The sequence below is a fragment of the Delftia sp. 11MD genome (assembly GCF_050907895.1).
Taxonomy (GTDB): Bacteria; Pseudomonadota; Gammaproteobacteria; order Burkholderiales; family Burkholderiaceae_C; genus Comamonas; species Comamonas tsuruhatensis.
In genome coordinates this window covers 5545956-5562813 of sequence record NZ_CP194333.1, presented here as the reverse complement: position 1 = coordinate 5562813, position 16858 = coordinate 5545956, and the positions used below count along the sequence as shown (strand labels likewise).

General features: G+C 67.0%; 14 protein-coding genes and 1 tRNA gene. 10 read left to right on the top strand and 5 right to left on the bottom strand.

Features of this window, described 5'->3' with window-relative positions:
* Positions 1–2 precede the first annotated feature (2 nt).
* The 4 genes from ACRSCF_RS25545 to ACRSCF_RS25530 all read left to right on the top strand — a co-directional run bounded on the left by ACRSCF_RS25545 (position 3) and on the right by ACRSCF_RS25530 (position 5080).
* Positions 3–1199 carry an imelysin family protein gene (locus tag ACRSCF_RS25545; RefSeq protein WP_016447976.1) on the top strand — a complete coding sequence of 399 codons (1197 nt, stop codon included), beginning with the start codon at positions 3–5 and terminating at the stop codon, positions 1197–1199.
* Positions 1200–1303: 104 nt separating this feature from the next.
* Entirely contained in the window at positions 1304–2800 is a 1497-nt protein-coding gene (locus ACRSCF_RS25540; protein WP_034364239.1) for a di-heme oxidoredictase family protein, read from the top strand.
* A complete protein-coding gene (locus tag ACRSCF_RS25535; RefSeq protein ID WP_034364241.1) occupies positions 2800–3894 on the top strand; it encodes an imelysin family protein in 1095 nt (364 codons plus the stop codon). The genes ACRSCF_RS25540 and ACRSCF_RS25535 overlap by 1 nt, the downstream gene beginning before the upstream one ends.
* Positions 3878–5080, top strand: coding sequence for a DUF1513 domain-containing protein (locus tag ACRSCF_RS25530; protein WP_244387431.1), 1203 nt, complete (start codon positions 3878–3880; stop codon positions 5078–5080). Before ACRSCF_RS25535 ends, ACRSCF_RS25530 begins: the two co-directional genes overlap by 17 nt.
* A 106-nt stretch (positions 5081–5186) precedes the next feature.
* On the opposite strand, the gene ACRSCF_RS25525 is transcribed toward ACRSCF_RS25530, so the two are convergent.
* The 5 genes from ACRSCF_RS25525 to ACRSCF_RS25505 form a co-directional block, all read right to left on the bottom strand.
* Positions 5187–5263: transfer RNA gene (locus ACRSCF_RS25525), tRNA-Met, on the bottom strand.
* 129 nt (positions 5264–5392) lie between these two features.
* Positions 5393–6172 (bottom strand): enoyl-CoA hydratase, encoded by a 780-nt coding sequence (locus ACRSCF_RS25520; RefSeq protein ID WP_034364243.1) that lies wholly within the window; start codon positions 6170–6172, stop codon positions 5393–5395.
* Between the two features lie 95 nt (positions 6173–6267).
* The gene (locus ACRSCF_RS25515; protein ID WP_244387429.1) at positions 6268–8190 is read right to left on the bottom strand and encodes a M61 family metallopeptidase; all 1923 of its coding nucleotides are present in this window, start codon (positions 8188–8190) and stop codon (positions 6268–6270) included.
* 121 nt (positions 8191–8311) lie between these two features.
* Positions 8312–9022: a DsbC family protein gene (locus ACRSCF_RS25510; RefSeq protein ID WP_034364245.1), complete on the bottom strand. Its 711-nt coding sequence runs from the start codon at positions 9020–9022 to the stop codon at positions 8312–8314.
* A 143-nt stretch (positions 9023–9165) separates the two neighbouring features.
* Positions 9166–10311 carry an FAD-dependent monooxygenase gene (locus ACRSCF_RS25505; RefSeq protein ID WP_026062153.1) on the bottom strand — a complete coding sequence of 382 codons (1146 nt, stop codon included), beginning with the start codon at positions 10309–10311 and terminating at the stop codon, positions 9166–9168.
* Between the two features lie 175 nt (positions 10312–10486).
* Between ACRSCF_RS25505 and ACRSCF_RS25500 the strand changes: the two genes are divergently transcribed.
* The 6 genes from ACRSCF_RS25500 (at position 10487) to ACRSCF_RS25475 (ending at position 16832) form a co-directional block, all read left to right on the top strand.
* On the top strand, positions 10487–11353 hold the full coding sequence (locus ACRSCF_RS25500; protein WP_034399449.1) for an MOSC domain-containing protein: 867 nt from the start codon (positions 10487–10489) through the stop codon (positions 11351–11353).
* A gap of 69 nt (positions 11354–11422) precedes the next feature.
* A complete protein-coding gene (ychF, locus tag ACRSCF_RS25495) occupies positions 11423–12517 on the top strand; it encodes a redox-regulated ATPase YchF (RefSeq protein WP_016447967.1) in 1095 nt (364 codons plus the stop codon).
* A 159-nt stretch (positions 12518–12676) separates the two neighbouring features.
* Positions 12677–13219 carry a CbrC family protein gene (locus ACRSCF_RS25490; protein ID WP_034364247.1) on the top strand — a complete coding sequence of 181 codons (543 nt, stop codon included), beginning with the start codon at positions 12677–12679 and terminating at the stop codon, positions 13217–13219.
* On the top strand, positions 13216–14103 hold the full coding sequence (locus ACRSCF_RS25485) for an SMI1/KNR4 family protein (RefSeq protein ID WP_158528230.1): 888 nt from the start codon (positions 13216–13218) through the stop codon (positions 14101–14103). The genes ACRSCF_RS25490 and ACRSCF_RS25485 overlap by 4 nt, the downstream gene beginning before the upstream one ends.
* Before the next feature lie 431 nt (positions 14104–14534).
* On the top strand, positions 14535–15683 hold the full coding sequence (locus ACRSCF_RS25480; RefSeq protein ID WP_034364251.1) for a PDDEXK nuclease domain-containing protein: 1149 nt from the start codon (positions 14535–14537) through the stop codon (positions 15681–15683).
* A gap of 198 nt (positions 15684–15881) precedes the next feature.
* Positions 15882–16832: an NUDIX hydrolase gene (locus ACRSCF_RS25475; RefSeq protein WP_013804059.1), complete on the top strand. Its 951-nt coding sequence runs from the start codon at positions 15882–15884 to the stop codon at positions 16830–16832.
* Positions 16833–16858: the final 26 nt, after the last annotated feature.

Genomic DNA, 16858 nt, shown 5'->3' with positions numbered 1-16858 from the left:
CCATGCATCCCATCCTGATTGCAGCCGCCCTCGCTTTGGGCGCGGCCGCCCCGATGAGCCAGGCCGCAGCCGCCGGCACCGTTCAACAGCCCGTGAAGAAGAACCTCTCCGTTGCAGAGGTGGTCAAGCATTACGGCACCCTGGTGCACGCCAATTACTCGGATTCCATCAGCTCGGCCAAGACCATGCAGAAAGCCATCGGGGCCTTTCTCGCATCACCCAGCGAACAGGGCCTGAACAATGCGCGCAAGGCCTGGCTGGATGCACGCGAGTACTACGGCCAGACCGAGGCCTTCCGCTTCTACGCCGGTCCCATCGACAACGATGAAGGACCCGAAGGCCAGATCAACGCCTGGCCCATGGACGAGTCCTATGTGGACTATGTGGAAGGCAACCCCAATGCCGGCATCATCAACAACCGCAAGGAAGCCATCACCAAGAAGCGCCTGGCCGAACTCAACGAGCATGACGGCGAGGAGAACGTTTCCACCGGCTGGCACGCCATCGAGTTCATGCTCTGGGGCCAGGACCTGAATGACAAGGGACCGGGCGCGCGTCCCTACACCGACTTCGTCGATGGCAAGAAATCCAATGCCGACCGCCGCCGTGAGTACCTGAAGGTGGTGACCGAGTTGCTGATCGAGGATCTGCAGTCGGTGGCCGACCAGTGGAAGCCCGGCTCGGCCAAGAATTTCCGCGCCCAGTTCGAGAAAAAGCCCGACGACGCGCTGCGCCGCATCTTCGTGGGCCTGGGTTCGCTGTCGCGCGGCGAGCTGGCCGGCGAGCGCCTGGAAGTGGCCCTGGCCAGCCGCGACCAGGAAGACGAGCACTCCTGCTTCTCGGACAACACGCACCGCGATGCCGTGACCAATGCCCAGGGCATCCTCAACGTCTGGCAGGGCAGCTACAAGCGCCTGGACGGCAGCGAGCTGCAAGGCCCGGGCATCAGGGACTGGGTGGCTTCCAAGGACAGCGCGCTGGCCGACAGGACCACGCGCCAGATCACGCAGTCGGTGCAGGCGGCCCAGGCCATTCCCGCGCCGTTCGACCAGGCCATCCAGGGCGCGCGCGACTCGGCCTCGCGCGCCAAGATCCAGGCCACCATCGACAGCCTGGTCCAGCAGAGCAAGGACCTGGTGGAGGCGGCCAATGCCGTCGGCATCACCCAGCTCAACCTGGTGGACCCCAAGGCCAACTAAAAGAACATTCACCCCAAGCGTCCAACCCCTCTCACGCCCATGCGCCAAGGCCGCCGCCCCCGAAAGGGTTCGGCGGCCATGGCTTTTGCAGGGTCGCCCTCACCATGAAATTTTCCCCATTGCTGCTGGCCGCAGCCTGCCTGAGTCTGCTGGGTTGCTCGGCGCAACAGCAGGAGTCCAAGGCTGCCGCGCCGCCAGAGCCGACCCCCGCGTCCACGCCTGCGGCGCAACTGCTGTTCGCGGCGCCGGGCGAGCCGCTGCCCCCGGGCGGCCAGACCACGGTCCACGCCACGGGCCGCAACGCTTTCTCGCTGCCCGCCGCCAACCTGGACGATGCCGAGCGCACGCGCTTCGTCATCGGCAACTCCTTCTTCAAGCGCAACTGGGTGCAGGCGCCGGCCTCCACCACGGCGCGCGATGGCCTGGGCCCGCACTTCCTGGCGCGCTCCTGCGGCGGCTGCCATGTGCAGGATGGCCGCGCCCAGCCGCCCGACTTCCACAACCCGCTCAAGCCCCAGCCGTTCGCGGGCCTGCTCATGCGGCTGTCCATTCCGGGTGAAGGCCCGCACGGCAGCCCGGTGCCGGACCCGGTCTATGGCGACCAGTTCAACACCGAGGGCGTGCTGGGCGTCAGGGGCGAGGGTCAGCTGCGCATCCGCTATGAACAGGTGCATGGCCGCTTTGCCGACGGCACGGCCTACACGCTGGAAAAGCCGGTCTACGAGCTGGCTGCGCTCAACTACGGCCCCCTCGCTGCCAACCTGATGACCAGCCCGCGCATTGCGCCCCAGGTCATCGGCCTGGGCCTGCTGGAGCACATCCCGGAGTCCGAGATCCTGGCCAACGCTGCCGCCCAGGCGGCCCTGGGCGGCCCCATCAAGGGCCAGCCCAACTATGTCTGGGATGCCTACGGCGAACGCATGATGCTGGGCCGCTTCGGCTGGAAGGCCAACGTGGCCTCCATTGCCCACCAGACGGCTTCGGCCTTCCTGGGCGATATCGGCATCACATCGAAGCGTTTCCCGCACCAGACCTGCACGCCCGCGCAAAAGGACTGCCTGGCCGCGCCCAACGGCAACGGCGCCGAGGGCGTGGAGATCGAGGACCGCGTGCTGGACGACGTGATCTTCTACCAGGCCACGCTGGCGCCGCCTGCACGGCGCAACGCCAGCGACCCTGCCGTGCGCCGTGGCGAGGCACTGTTCCACCAGGCCCAATGTGCACAGTGCCACCGGCCTTCGTACAAGACCGGCGGCGCGCTGTTCCCCGCGCTGTCTCCGGCGCTCAGCAGCCAGGCGCTGTCGGGCCAGACCATTGCGCCCTACACCGACCTGCTGCTGCACGACATGGGCGAGGCCCTGGCCGATGGCCGGCCCGACTTCAAGGCCTCAGGCCGCCAGTGGCGCACGCCGCCGCTGTGGGGCATAGGCCTGCTGCCCGATGTCAACAACCACCAGCGCCTGCTGCACGACGGCCGTGCGCGCGGCGTGCTGGAAGCCATCCTCTGGCACGGCGGCGAGGCCGAAGCCGCGCGCGAACAGGTGCGCCAGTTCAGCGCCGAAGACCGTGAAGCCCTGGTCAAATTTGTGGAGTCCCTCTGATGCAAGACATGCGCATGACCCCTCGCCAAATCCTTTGTGCCGCCGCGCTGGCGCTGCTGGCCACCACCCCGGCCCAGGCCCAGGAAGTGGAGGCCAACATGGCCATCCCCTTCTACAACACGGCCCATGCCGTGCAGGGGCTGTATGGCCAATGGTTCTCGCCCCAGGCCAAGGCCGCGCAGGCATCCGCCCAGGCACTGAACCAGGCGCTGCGCGCGCACTGCGCAGCACCTGCGGCACCTGCGGGATCGGCTGCCGCCACGCTGCAGACGGCGCGCCAGGCCTATGTGCAATCGTCGCGGCAGTGGAGCAGCCTCTCGGCCGTGGCCCTGGGGCCGCTGGTGGAGCGCCGCTCGGCACGCCTGGTGGACTTCCGCCCCATGCGCCCGGCCCTGCTCAAGAAGGCCATACAGTCGGCCCCCGCCGATCTGGCCGCCATGGAGCGCATCGGCGCACCCGCCAAGGGATACCCGGCGCTCGAGAACCTGCTGTGGACCCAGCCCGTGGAGCCGCAGACGCCGGCCTGCGCCTATGCCACCCTGGTGTCCGAGGAAATCGGCGCCGAGATGGGCATCCTCCGCAATGGCTTTGCCAAGCTTGCCGCCCAGGACTGGTCCGAGGACGGCGATGCCACCACCGAAGCCATGGCCGAGTTCATCAACCAGTGGGTCGGCGGCCTGGAGCGCCTGCGCTGGGCGGACATGGAAAAGCCCTTGCGTAGTGCGGGCAGTGCAGGCAGCAAGCCCCCCGCCTGGGAGCACCTGGCCAGCGGCAGCACCGTTGAGATCTGGCGCGCGCACTGGCAGGGCCTGCGCACGCTGGCCGTGAGCGTGGACCGCAAGGTGCCCCAGCCCGGCGTGGACATCGTGCCCATCGAGTCCTACCTGCGCGGCCGTGGCCTCAACCCGCTGGCCGACCGCTGGCTCAAGGCCGTCAACGAGGCCGATGCCGGCATGCGTGCCCTGACCGAGCCGAGCGCCAAGGCCGTCGATGCCGCCACCAAGCCGCTGTCGCGCCTCAAGCGCCTCATGGAAGGCGAGGTGGCGCCTGCGCTGGAAGTCAACATCGGGTTCTCGGATGCCGACGGGGATTGAGCAGGCGCTGAATCGCCGCCGCTGGCTGCAGGGCATGGGGCTGCTGGCTGCCATGCCGCTGGCAACCTCCCATGCGGCCAGGCCGTCTGGACCGGCACGGTCGCTGGCTGCGGCCTGGATGCAGGGCGAGCAGATGCGTGTCGGCATCGTGCAGGCCCGTGCGCAGGTGGACAGGCCGCTGCAGGTGCTGCAGGCCCTGGATGTGCCCACGCGCGCCCATGGCATGGCCGCGCTGCGCGACGGCTCCGTGGTCTTCGCCAGCCGCCGCCCCGGCGACTGGCTGGTGCGCCTGAAGCCCGGACAGGCCGCCGAGGATGCGCAATGGCAGTGGATAGAGCCCGACCGCTTCTTCAACGGCCATGTCATCGAAAGTGCCGATGGCCGCCATCTCTACACCACCGAGACCGACCTGGAAGATGCCCAGGGCCTGATCGGCGTGCGCGATGCCATCACCTTGGAGAAGATCGCCGAATGGCGCACGGGCGGCATGGACCCGCACCAGCTGCTGCTGGACGCCGACGGCACGCTTATGGTCGCCAACGGCGGCATTCCCACGCAGTCCGAGACCGGCCGGCGCAAGCTGCAGCTGGACCACATGGACTCGTCCATCGCGCGGCTGTTGCCGGCAGAAGGCGGCGCCCGTGCCGGCCTGTGGAAGCTGGACGACAGCCGCCTGAGCCTGCGCCACCTGGCCTGGGGCCCGCAGGTCGCCCACGCGCCCGCGCGCCGCTGGCTGGGCATTGCGCTGCAGGCCGAGCACCGCGACACCGAAGCGCGCGCCGCCGCGCCCGTGCTGGCCCTGTTCGATGGCCACCGTTTGCATGCCGTGCCCCTGCCCGAAGGGCGCGAGCCCCTGGCCGGCTATGGCGGCGACATCGGTTGCGACGGCCAGCTCTTCGCCGTCAGTTGCCCGCGCGTGAACACCGTCACCTGGTGGCAGGTGCCCGGCAACGGCCAGGCCAGCGGACGCTGGCTGCGTGGCGATGCCATGCCAGGCGTGTACTGCGTGGCCAACGCAAGTGTCTCGCTCGATGCCAAGGGCCGGCCCCTGCCTGCCGAGCCCGCGCTGTGGATGGGCGGTGCGCGCCAGGCCCAGCTGCGCCAACGCGGCCAGGTGTTGCGCACGGTGGCAGTGCCTGGAATGGCGCTGGACAACCACTGGATTGAGCTGAAGAGCCGCCGCTAGCAGCCGGGGGAGGGCGCCGAGCAGGGTGCGCTCCCGGCGTGCCCGCGCTCTGTTCGTCGGGCAAGAAAAAAGGGTCTACGCTTGCACGTAGACCCTTTTCTTTGTTTGGTGGCGCTTCACGGACTCGAACCGCGGACCTGTGGATTATGATTCCATCGCTCTAACCGACTGAGCTAAAGCGCCGTAAGACCTAAATTATATGCAGAATTTTTGGTCGATCCGGGAAGTTGTGCAAATTTCTCGAAATTTCTTTGCGAGAGGCCTGCAGTGCCTTGCCGGAAGACGCGCATTGTAGCGTGTCTTTCAGCAGGTTCAGAGATGTTTGAAGTTTGCGGGGCGCTTGTTGACGAAGGCGTCCATGCCTTCCTTCTGGTCCTGCGTGGCGAACAGCGCGTGGAACAGGCGGCGCTCGAACATGACGCCGTCAGCCAGCGAGCCCTCGAAGGCGCGGTTCACCGATTCCTTGGCCGCCATGACGGCGATCTGCGAGAAGCCGCTGATGATGATGGCAGCGCCCAGGGCTTCGTCCATGAGCTTGTCGAAGGGCACGACGCGGCTGACCAGACCGGCGCGCTCGGCCTCGGTGGCGTCCATCATGCGGGCCGTGAGGGCCATGTCCATGGCCTTGGACTTGCCCACGGCACGTGGCAGGCGCTGCGTGCCGCCGGCGCCGGGGATGACGCCCAGCTTGATTTCCGGCTGGCCGAACTTCGCGTTGTCGGCGGCGATGATGAAGTCGCACATCATCGCCAGCTCGCAGCCGCCGCCCAGGGCAAAGCCGCTGACGGCGGCGATCACGGGCTTGCGGATGCTGCGGATGGTCTCCCAGTTGCGCGTGATGTAGTCGCCCTTGTAGGCGTCGGCAAAGCTGTACTTGGCCATGGCGCCGATATCGGCGCCGGCTGCAAAGGCTTTCTCGCTGCCGGTGATGATCATGCAGCCGATGGCCTCGTCGGCTTCGAAGGCCTGCAGGGCCTGGCCCAGCTCGTTCATGAGCTGGTCGTTGAGCGCGTTGAGCTGCTTGGGGCGGTTGAGCGTGATGATGCCGACCTTGTCGGCTTCGACGCGAACTTCAATCATTTCGTAGGCCAAGGGAGTCTCCTGCTGGGGTTGTCGTCGTGATGCTCAAGAATAACCGGCCAGGGGCGCGGGTGCGCGTGTGTGCATGTGCGCGCCTGCGCCGCGTTTCACGGCGTGCCGGGAGCCTGCGGGCTGTCGGCGCGGCCGCCTAGCCAGCGTCCCACGGCCTCTTCGTCGGTGATTTCCAGGGCGAGGTTGCTGGGAGACGGGAGCTGTGGAGCGCTGGAGATGGCAGCTTTTGCATCGCCGTTGTCCGTTTTCTCGACCATGGCGGCCTCGCTCAGCAGGGCCGAGCCCCAGGGCAGGGTGAAGGCCAGGATCTGGCGGTCGCGGGCCACCCAGGCCACGATCTCCAGCGCCGTGCCTGCGTACAGCGCCACATCGTCCAGGCGGGTGATGCGCCAGCGTGCGGGCTGTGCATCCTCGGCCCCGGTGGGCAGCTCGATGGCCAGCCATTCGTCGCCGGCCATGAAGCCTGCGCGCTCGGCCAGGCTGCCGCGCAGCACGGTCTTGACGGTGATGCCCTGGCTTTCCTGTACGCGCAGGCCCAGCCGCTGGGCAGTCTGCGCCGGTTCGACCTTGGCCTGCACGCCCTGGGCGGCCAGCAGCTCGGCCAGCGGCAGGTCGTCGGTGCCGTGCACCCATTGCGTGATCTCGGGGGCGAAGCTGCGCCCGCCCAGCTCCTGCAGCACGGCCAGCACATCGGCCTCGCGCATGGGGCCGCCCTGGCAGCGCTGCCACAGCGCGCGCATCACGTCGTCCAGCGTGCTGCGGCCTTCGCGGCGCAGTTGCAGGTCCAGGGCCAGCGCGACCAGGCAGCCCTTGGTGTAGTAGCTGACGGTCTGGTTGGGCGTGTTCTCGTCCTGGCGGTAGTACTTGACCCAGGCGTCATAGCTGGCCTGGGCCACGGACTGCAGGCGGCGGCCCGGTGTCTGCAGCACCTGGTTGATGGTGCGCGTGACCAGCTTGAGGTACTGGGCGTTGTCGATCAGGCCGGCGCGGCGCAGCAGCAGGTCGTCGTAGTAGCTGGTGAAGCCTTCGAAGAACCACAGCAGCTCGGTGTAGTTCTCCTGCCCGTAGTCGTAGCGTGCGAATTCTGCGGGGCGCAGGCGCTTGACGTTCCAGGTGTGGAAGTACTCGTGGCTGATCAGGCCCAGCAAGGTGGTGTAGCCCTCGGCGGCCTTGCGCTCGCCCACGCGCGGCAGGTCGCGCCGGCCGCAGATCAGGGCCGTGGAGTTGCGGTGCTCCAGGCCCCCATAGCCGTCATCGACCACGTTGAGCATGAACACATAGCGCTGCATGGGCGCGGGCGTGGCCTGCTCGCCCGTACCGTGCCAGAAGGCCAGCACGGTCTCGCAGATCCTGCGTGCATCGGCAACCAGGCGCGCGCCGTCGAAGCTGGGCGCGGCGCCCGCAACGACGAAGCTGTGGGGCACGCCCGCGGCCACGAAGTCGCCACGCCAGAAGCTGCCCATCTCCACGGGGCAGTCCACCAGTTCGTCGTAGTGGGCAGCGCGGTACAGGCCCCAGCCGCGCGCATCGGCGTCCACGGCGTCCAGGCCGGTGGCCACCTGCCACGATGCCGTGGCGTCCGATGCAAGCAGCTGCAGCGTATGCGGCGTGTCTTCCTGGCCGTGCACGCGCAGGCACAGGCTGGTGCCGTTGAAAAAGCCGCGGCGGCGGTCCAGCCAGGCCGTGCGCACCGAGCTGTCATAGGCGCAGAACTGGTAGCTGAGCACCAGGGGCGTGTTGGCGTCGCAATCGGCCTGCCAGAGGTTCTTTCCCTGCTGGGCCAGCGCGACGGGGCGGCCGTCCTGCTCGGCAGACAGGTCCTGGAGGTTCTTGGAGAACTCCCGCACCAGATAGCTGCCGGGAATCCAGACCGGCAGGGACAGGGTCTGGCCGGCGGCCGGGCGGGCGATGTGCAGCTGCACGCTGAACAGGTGCGCGTCCACATCAAGGGCCTGCACGCGGTAGTGGATGTCCGCTGCGGCAGTGGCAGCGGCGGTGGCGGCGAGGGGAGAGGTCATTCGGGCTCCTGCAGGGGTGGCCTGGAGGCTGCCCGGGCCCGCTGCGGCGGGCTGGAGCCGGGAAGCTCCGGCCAAGGGGAATCAGAGGGGCGGGCCCGGCATCGGGCCCGCGAGGTGGCGATCAGCGCGCGGCTGCGGCCAGGTTCTTCTCGACTTCCTGGGCGCTGATGGCGCCAGGCACTCGGGTGTTGTTGGTGAAGATGACGGTGGGCGTTCCCGTGATCTTGTACTTGCGGCCGAAGGCCAGGTTGCGCTGCACGGCCGAGGTGTCGCATTGGGCAGCGGCCGGCACCTTGTCGCGCAGCATGTGGTCGGCCCATGCACCGGCCTGGTCCTTGGCGCACCAGATGTTGCGCGATTTCTCGGCCGAATCGGGGCTCAGGATGGGGTACAGGAACAGGTAGATGGTGACGTTGTCCACGTTCTGCAGGTCGCGTTCGAAGCGCTTGCAGTAGCCGCAGTTGGGGTCCTCGAACACGGCCATCTTGCGTTCGCCCTTGCCGTGGACGATGGTCACGGCGTCCTTGAGCGGCAACTGCTTGAAGTCCACCGCCGTCAGCTGGTTCATGCGGTCTTCGGTGAGGTTGCGGCGTGCCTTGGTGTCGATCAGCTCGCCCTGGATCAGGTAGTTGCCCTTGGCGTCCGTGTAGAACAGATCCGTGCCGATGCGCACCTCGAACAGGCCGGACATGGGCGTGGGGCGGATTTCGTCGATCTTTTCCAGCTGGGGAATGCGCTCGGTCAGCGTCTTGCGCAGGTTGGCGTCCTGGGCGTGAACACCGAGGCTCCAGGTCAGGCTGGCAGCCGTCAGCAGGCAGGCGAAGAGTTTCATGGCAATGCGGAGGTGGGCGGGGCCGCGTTCAGGCCGGCCGCGCCGTGGTTGAGGGGGAGTGCGCAGCGCAGGGCGCCACGGAGCACGGGTACGAGTCGCAAATCGGCAAAGGGTTCAACGGCAAGCATTCCTGCATGCCGGGCTCAGGCGCCGCTGCGCGGGTCCAGGCCCATGGCCTGGCGTGCCATCCAGTCCTTGAGCGGGCCGAAGCGCTCGAAGCCCTTCATGCCCCAGTTGCGCAGCATCTGCACCGGCACCTCCGGTCGGCTGAACAGCTGCTGCAGCCCGTCCATGGCCAGGCCCATGGGCGCCAGCGCGGCCTTGCGCTCGCGTTCGTAGCGGCGCAACAGGCGCAGATCGCCCGTGCTGCGCCAGTAGCCGCGCTCCTGCAGCACGCGGGCCAGGGCCTGCACATCGCCCAGGCCCAGGTTCAGGCCCTGGCCTGCCAGCGGGTGCACGTTGTGGGCCGCGTCGCCCACCAGCACCCAGCTGCGGGCCGAACGTGCATCGCCGTCAGGCATGGAGCCGCACCAGTGGTCGGCCACGGCCTGCTGCAGCGGCCAGGCCATGCGCGGTGCACTCAGCTCCAGCCGGCCCAGTGCGCCCTGGCTGATGGCTTCCAGCCGCGCCGTGAAATCCTGCGTGTCGGCGGCCAGCCAGCCATCGGCCAGCTCGCGGGCGATGGACCAGACCACGGCCACGCTGTGGCCTTGGGGGCCTTCCAGCGGAAGCAGGGCCAGGATGCCTTCGGGCGTGAACCACTGGCGCGCCACCTGGCCGTGCGGCAGCTCGCAGTGCAGCCGGGTGGCGATGGCGTGCTGTGCATAGGGCGTGACGGCGAAGTCCACGCCGAACTCGCTGCGCGTGCGGCTGGCACGGCCTTCGCAGATGGCCGTCAGCGGCGCGGCCACGGGCTGGTGCACCACCTCGACCATGGGCTGGTAGCGCACGGCCTCGGCCAGGCGCTGCTCCAGCGCGGGCACATCGACGATCCAGGTCAGGGCGTCGACGTCCTGGCGGGCAGCGTCGAACAGCACATGGCCGTCCAGGTCGCCAAAGACTTCCATCTGCGTCACGGGCGTGGCGTGCTCGTCGTCCGGCCAGCAGCGCAGGCTGTCCAGCAGGCCGCGTGCGCTGGCATTGAGCGCGTAGGCGCGCACATCGGGCGCGTTGCCGGTGGGAGCGGCCACCACCAGGGCCACGCGCAGCCGTTCCCGGGCCAGCAGGAGAGCCAGGGTCCGGCCTGCGATGCCGGCCCCGCGTATACATACATCAAAGGTTTGCGCCATGGCCGGCATTGTAGGAGTCCGGGCCATGCCGGGGATTCCAACTGGCGCAAACTCCGGCTTTGGCGTGATGTGCCGCAGCCTGCGTCGCCATCTGGCATATTGCCGCCCAACGCATGGCGCCATTCGCGCCATGGATGGCATACACACTCCAGATTTCCCCAAAAAGAGCTATCCGATGTTTGACCAAGAAAGAGACGTGCAGGGCCGCATTGCCCAGTTGTGGGTATATCCCGTCAAATCCTGCGCGGGCATCGCGCTGCAAAGCAGCGGCGTCGGCGCCACGGGCCTGGCCTGGGACCGCCATTGGATGGTGGTCGATGCCAACGGCGAATTCCTGACCCAGCGCGACCATCCGCGCATGGCCTGGATACGCCCCGAGCTGGAGGCCGGCCACCTGGTCCTGCATTTCCCCCAGCTCCCGCCCCTGCGCATCCCGCTGCAGGCCACGGGCCCGGTGCGCCAGGCGCGCGTCTGGTCGGATGGGGTCCAGGCCTGGGATATGGGGCCGGAGGCAGCGCGCTGGCTGACCCAGGCCCTGGGCGCGGATTGCGCCCTGGTGCGTTTCGACCCGGCCGCGCCGCGCCGCACCAGCGAGCGCTGGACAGGCGGCGAGGCCGCGCCCGTGCACTTTGCGGACGGCTACCCGCTGCTGGTGCTGAGCCAGGCGGCCGTGGATGAGCTCAACCAGCGCCTGCAGGCCGCCGGCCAGCCCGCCGTCGATGCCCGCCGCTTCCGACCGAACATCGTGATCGAGGGCCTCGAGGCCCACGACGAGGACCGGGTCGACGGGTTCGACGTGCTCGATGCCCGGGGCCTGCGGCTGCGCATGGCCAAGCCCTGCACACGCTGCCCCATTCCCGACATCGACCCCGTCACGGCCGTGCAGGGCACCGCCGTGGGTGATGCCATCCGTACCTACCGCCAGGACGACCGTGTCGATGGTGCCATCACCTTCGGCATGAATGCCGTGCTGGAAGGCCTGCACGACGGGGCTGAACTGGCTGTTGGCCAGTCCGTGGCCGGCGACTGGCAGTTCGCCTGAAACGACAGGAAATGCCCGGTTGACTAAAATGCGGGGTTTGTCCCCAGAATCCCTGTAGAAAGCCCTGCCATGAGCCTCAAATGCGGCATCGTGGGCCTGCCCAATGTGGGCAAGTCCACTCTCTTCAACGCGCTGACGAAGGCCGGCATCGCCGCCGAGAACTATCCCTTCTGCACCATCGAGCCGAACACCGGCGTGGTGGAAGTGCCCGATCCGCGCCTGCAGAAGCTGGCCGACATCATCACGCCCGAGCGCATCGTCCCGGCCATCGTCGAATTCGTGGACATCGCCGGCCTGGTGGCCGGCGCCTCCAAGGGTGAAGGCCTGGGCAACCAGTTCCTGGCCCACATCCGCGAGACCGACGCCATCGTCAACGTGGTGCGCTGCTTCGAAGACCCGAACGTCATCCACGTGGCCAACAAGGTGGACCCCATCGCCGACATCGAGGTCATCCAGACCGAGCTGTGCCTGGCCGACCTGGCCACCGTCGAGAAGGCGCTGAACCGCTACAGCAAGGCCGCCAAGTCGGGCAACGACAAGGAAGCGGCCAAGCTGGTGGCGCTGCTGACCCCCATCCAGGCTGCGCTGGACCAGGGCAAGCCCGCACGCACGGTTCCCGTCTCCAAGGAAGACGCGCCCCTGCTCAAGCAGTTCTGCCTGATCACCGCCAAGCCCGCCATGTTCGTGGGCAACGTCAGCGAAGACGGCTTCGAGAACAACCCGCTGCTCGACAGCCTCAAGGCCTATGCGGAGGCGCAGGGCGCTCCCGTCGTGGCCATCTGCGCCAAGATCGAGGCTGAAATGGCCGAGATGAGCGACGAGGACCGCGACATGTTCCTGCAGGAACTGGGCCTGGAAGAACCCGGCCTGAACCGCCTGATCCGCGCCGGCTTCGGCCTGCTGGGCCTGCAGACCTACTTCACGGCCGGCGTCAAGGAAGTGCGCGCCTGGACCATCAAGGTCGGCGACACCGCCCCCCAGGCCGCAGGCGTCATCCACGGCGACTTCGAGCGCGGCTTCATCCGCGCCCAGACCATCGCCTTCGACGACTTCATCGCCTTCAAGGGCGAGCAGGGCGCCAAGGACGCGGGCAAGATGCGCGCCGAAGGCAAGGAATATGTCGTCAAGGATGGCGACGTGATGAACTTCCTGTTCAACGTCTGAGGCAACGGATGCCGCGGCAGAACTGCTGAAAAGCAGTTCTCGCCCACCTCAGGAAACCGCGCTTGTGCGCGGTTTTTTCATGTCTGGATCGATTCGGTCCCACGCACCGAACGTCCATGGACAATGGCGCCTTTCCATTGGGGAAAGAGAGACCTTGAAATGGACCGCCCGCATTTCAGATTCCATCCCGGTGCCTATGAAACCGTCTTCGAGCAGGAAGAGGGTGTGTGTTCCTGCTGCGGACAAAACCGCAGCCTCAAGTACGAAGGCCCGTTCTACAGTCAGCAAAGCCCCGATTACCTGTGTCCCTGGTGCATTGCCAGCGGGCAGGCTTGCGAGACATACGACGGCGAACTTGTGGGATACACCGATATCGAAGGCGTGTCGCCTGATCCGGCAGACCCGGAGCCCGCCATCGCCAGGGAGCTGCTGCTGGAAGTAGCGCTGCGCACGCCCGGCTACAGGGCCTGGCAGCAGCCCGTGTGGCTCACGCACTGCAACGAGCCCTGTGTCTTCCTGGGTCACGCCGACAGGCAGGCCGTCGAGCCTTTCCTCGCTGAAGTCCTGCCCGACATCGAAGGCATCTACAAAAAGGATGCCCAGTGGATGCTGGAGCGCATGTCCACGGACGGCATGATTTCAGGCTGCCTTTTCCGGTGCGTGCGTTGCGGCGAGCATAGGCTGCATATGGATGTGGGATGAACCCGATGATCGACTACGAAACGCTCTCCACCCAGACCGGCATTGCCTTGCCGCCACTGTTGAAGGAATTTCTGGCATCGGGAAAGACCCACTATGGCCCGGATTGGGCTGATACCTGGCGCCAGCGCTGCCTGCAGGACCCGCCCTTGTTCATGAGTTGGCAGGACTTCGAATGGATAGACGCCGAAGCCAGCCGGGAAATCATCGAGGGCTGGCTCAATCCTTCCGCGCAGAACGGCAGGCGCTTTTTGCCATTCGCCCAGTCGGGCGCCGGCGATGCCTGGTGCCTGACGCCGCTGGACACGCATGGCGTGGGCGTGGCGCTGGTGTTGCACGATGACGAGGCCAGCAGCGTTGCCCATGCCTGCTTCGATGACTTTGTCTGTGCGGGATTTCTGCAGGCCTTTGCGGACCTGAGCGATCAGCTGGATGAATTGTCGGAGCCGGAGGCTTTGCAATTGTTGCGGGCCGATGTCGCACAGACCACGCGCTTCATGACTCAGGAGTTGGGAGGCTATCTGCAGGATTTCTGCCGGCGTCCCTTGGAGATCAGGCCTTGGCGCGACGGGCCCCGGGCGCGTGTTCGCCAGGTGGCTTCATTGATTTCACAGGATGAACTGGCGGCCGAACTGGACAGGCTGCCCGCCGTGGACCTTTCCTTTCCCGTCGTGGCGCGCTGGGAAGTGCGTTCATCGGACGAGGGCAGCACGCAGCCCGGCCTGGTGCCAGAGCCCGCAAAGATCGACTGGCGCACCCTTGCCGCCGATCCCCTGCAGAAGATGGCGGCCATCAGGGCCTGCCAGAGTGAGCATGGCTGCAGCCTGGGACAGGCCAAGGCCATGGTGGACCAGCACCTCGGCGGCCGTGTGAACGCGCACGCCTGACCGGGGGCAGGCCGGCGCCTTCAACCCACCATAGCCATCCATCCCGCCAACCGACCGCCTTCACCCTCCAGTTCCGCAGCCCCTCCCATCCGTGCCGAACTCTTCTTCGGGAATGCAAGGCAGATGCTCCGGGGGGGGGCTGGACATTGAGCTTCCGATCGTGCTGGATTGCTCTGCAGAGGCCCAGGCTGTTTCGGAGCGAGCGCCGTAAGATGACCCGTCGTCACCCGACAGGGTGAAAAGACAGGCCCGAGCAAGGTAACGCCAGCAAGAAAGGAATCACGTCCTATGGATAAGCAGGCGCTTGGCGAACGCGATATCTGTACCAAGCTCATCACGCAGGCTATGGAAAAGGCTGGATGTGACGCACGGACCGAGGTGCGCGAAGAATTCTCTCCGGCCGCACTCAGGGCCACCAGCGGGGGCGCAGTATGAGCACCCACCTGCCCGCCGACTATCCGGCGCTGCTGGCCGATATCAAGCAGCGTGTCCGCCATGCCCAGACGCGGGCCATGCTGGCGGTCAATGCCGAATTGATCCGCCTGTATTGGGATATCGGGGCACTGATCGACCAGCGCCAGAAACGGGAAGGCTGGGGTGCCGCAGTCATCCCTCGGCTGGCCAAGGATCTGCACAACGAACTGCCGGAGGAAAAAGGTTTTTCCGAGCGCAACATCAAGCGCATGCTGGCTTTTTATCGCGAGTATCCCTCTCTGGCTGCCACAGCCGGGAGCACAGAGAAAGTGCCACAGGCCGTGGCACAACTTGCCCCCGGCGAAAAAGTGCCACAGGCTGTGGCACAAAGCCGCCTGGCGCCGGGGGTGGCGGCAGATGGCGCACAGGTGTTTGCTCCTGATGTTCTGCTGTCCCTGCCGTGGGGCCACCACGCCGAGCTGATCGCCAAGGTCAAGGAGCCGGGCGCACGCCATTGGTACATGTGCGCAGCCATCGAAAACGGATGGAGCCGCAGTGTCCTGCTGATGCAGATCGAGACAGCCGCGCACCTGCGACAAGGCAGAGCTGCCAGCAACTTCGCCTTGCGCCTGCCTCCGCCGGATTCCGACCTGGTACAGCAAACGCTCAAGGACCCTTACCTGTTCGACTTCCTGACGTTGGAATCAGGTTTCCATGAGCGTGAGTTGGAAACCGGTCTGATCACCCATCTGGAAAAATTTCTCCTGGAGCTGGGCCAGGGCTTCGCCTTTGTGGGGCGCCAATACCACCTGGACCTTGCCGGAGACGATTTCTACATAGACCTGCTGTTCTACCATCTCAAGCTGCGTTGCTACGTGGTCATCGACCTCAAGCGGGGCGATTTCAAGCCGGAATACGCGGGCAAGATGAACTTCTACTGCAACGTTGTGGACGACAGGTTGCGACACGCAACCGACCAACCCACCATCGGTTTGATCCTGTGCCAGAAACCCAATCACGTGCTGGCCGAGTATGCGCTGCGCGGCGTGGACAAGCCCATCGGCGTTTCCGGTTTCGAGCTCACCCGTGCCTTGCCGGAAACCCTGCAAAGCAGCCTGCCCAGCATCGAACAGATCGAGCGCGAGCTGGGAGGCGGGCATGAATGAGCACACCGCCGAACTGCTGGAAAAGTACCTGCGACAGCTCGAACGCCGCGGGTAGTCATGCGATAGAAAAACACGCCAGCGCTCAACAGGTTGAATTTCACCGTCCGATGGCCCGTGGCGGTCTGCTGTGCCGGGCTCGAAGCCGCCCCTGCAACCCACCATAATCACCCATCCCGCCAACCGACCGCCCTCACCTTCGTGCCCCACCCCACCAGTCCCGCAGCCTCTCCCATCCATGCCGAACTCGTTGCCGTGCTGGCGGCGGTGACCCAGGGCACGCCGCGCGTGCTGACCACGGCGGACGGGCAGTTGCTGCCGGCGGGGCCGTTCGAGGTGGGGCACCGTTCGCTGCAGGCCGGCCTGCGCGCCTGGGTGGAGGAGCAGACCCATCACCCGCTGGGCTACATGGAGCAGCTCTACACCTTTGCCGATGGCGATCGCACCGATGCCAGCGGGGCGCGCGTGATCTCGGTCAGCTACCTGGGGCTGACGCGCGAGTCTGCCGACCGCAGCGCGGGGCAGGCCGTCTGGCAGGACTGGTACCGCTACTTTCCCTGGGAAGACTGGCGCGGCGGCGAGCCGGCCCTGCTGCGCTCGCACATCGCTCCGCGCCTGCATGCCTGGATGGCCGAGGCGCGCGGCGCCCAGCGTGCGCTGCGGCGCCAGCGCGCGGACATCGCCTTCGGCCTGGACGGCGGGCCCTGGAACGAGGACATGGTGCTGCAGCGCTACGAGCTGCTGTACGAGGCCGGACTGGTGCAGGAGGCGGCCCACCGCGTCCATGGCGCGGCCGCCATGCTGCCTGGCGAGGCCATGCACCACGACCACCGCCGCATCCTGGCCACGGGCATGGCGCGGCTGCGCGCCAAGATCAAGTACCGGCCCGTGGTGTTCGAGCTGATGCCACCCGAGTTCACGCTGCTGCAGCTGCAGCAGACGGTGGAGGCCCTGGCCGGGCGCGGGCTGCACAAGCAGAACTTTCGCCGCCTGATCGAGCAGCAGGATCTGGTCGAGGAGACCGGCCAGCTCACGGTGGGCTCGGCGGGCCGGCCGGCCAAGCTGTTCCGCTTTCGCAGCGATGTGCTGCTGGAGCGGGCCATCTCCGGCAGCAAGCTGCCGCTGGCCAAGGGCATCGACGGTTCCCCCTGAGCTGCACGGCACTTGCCCGATTGTGA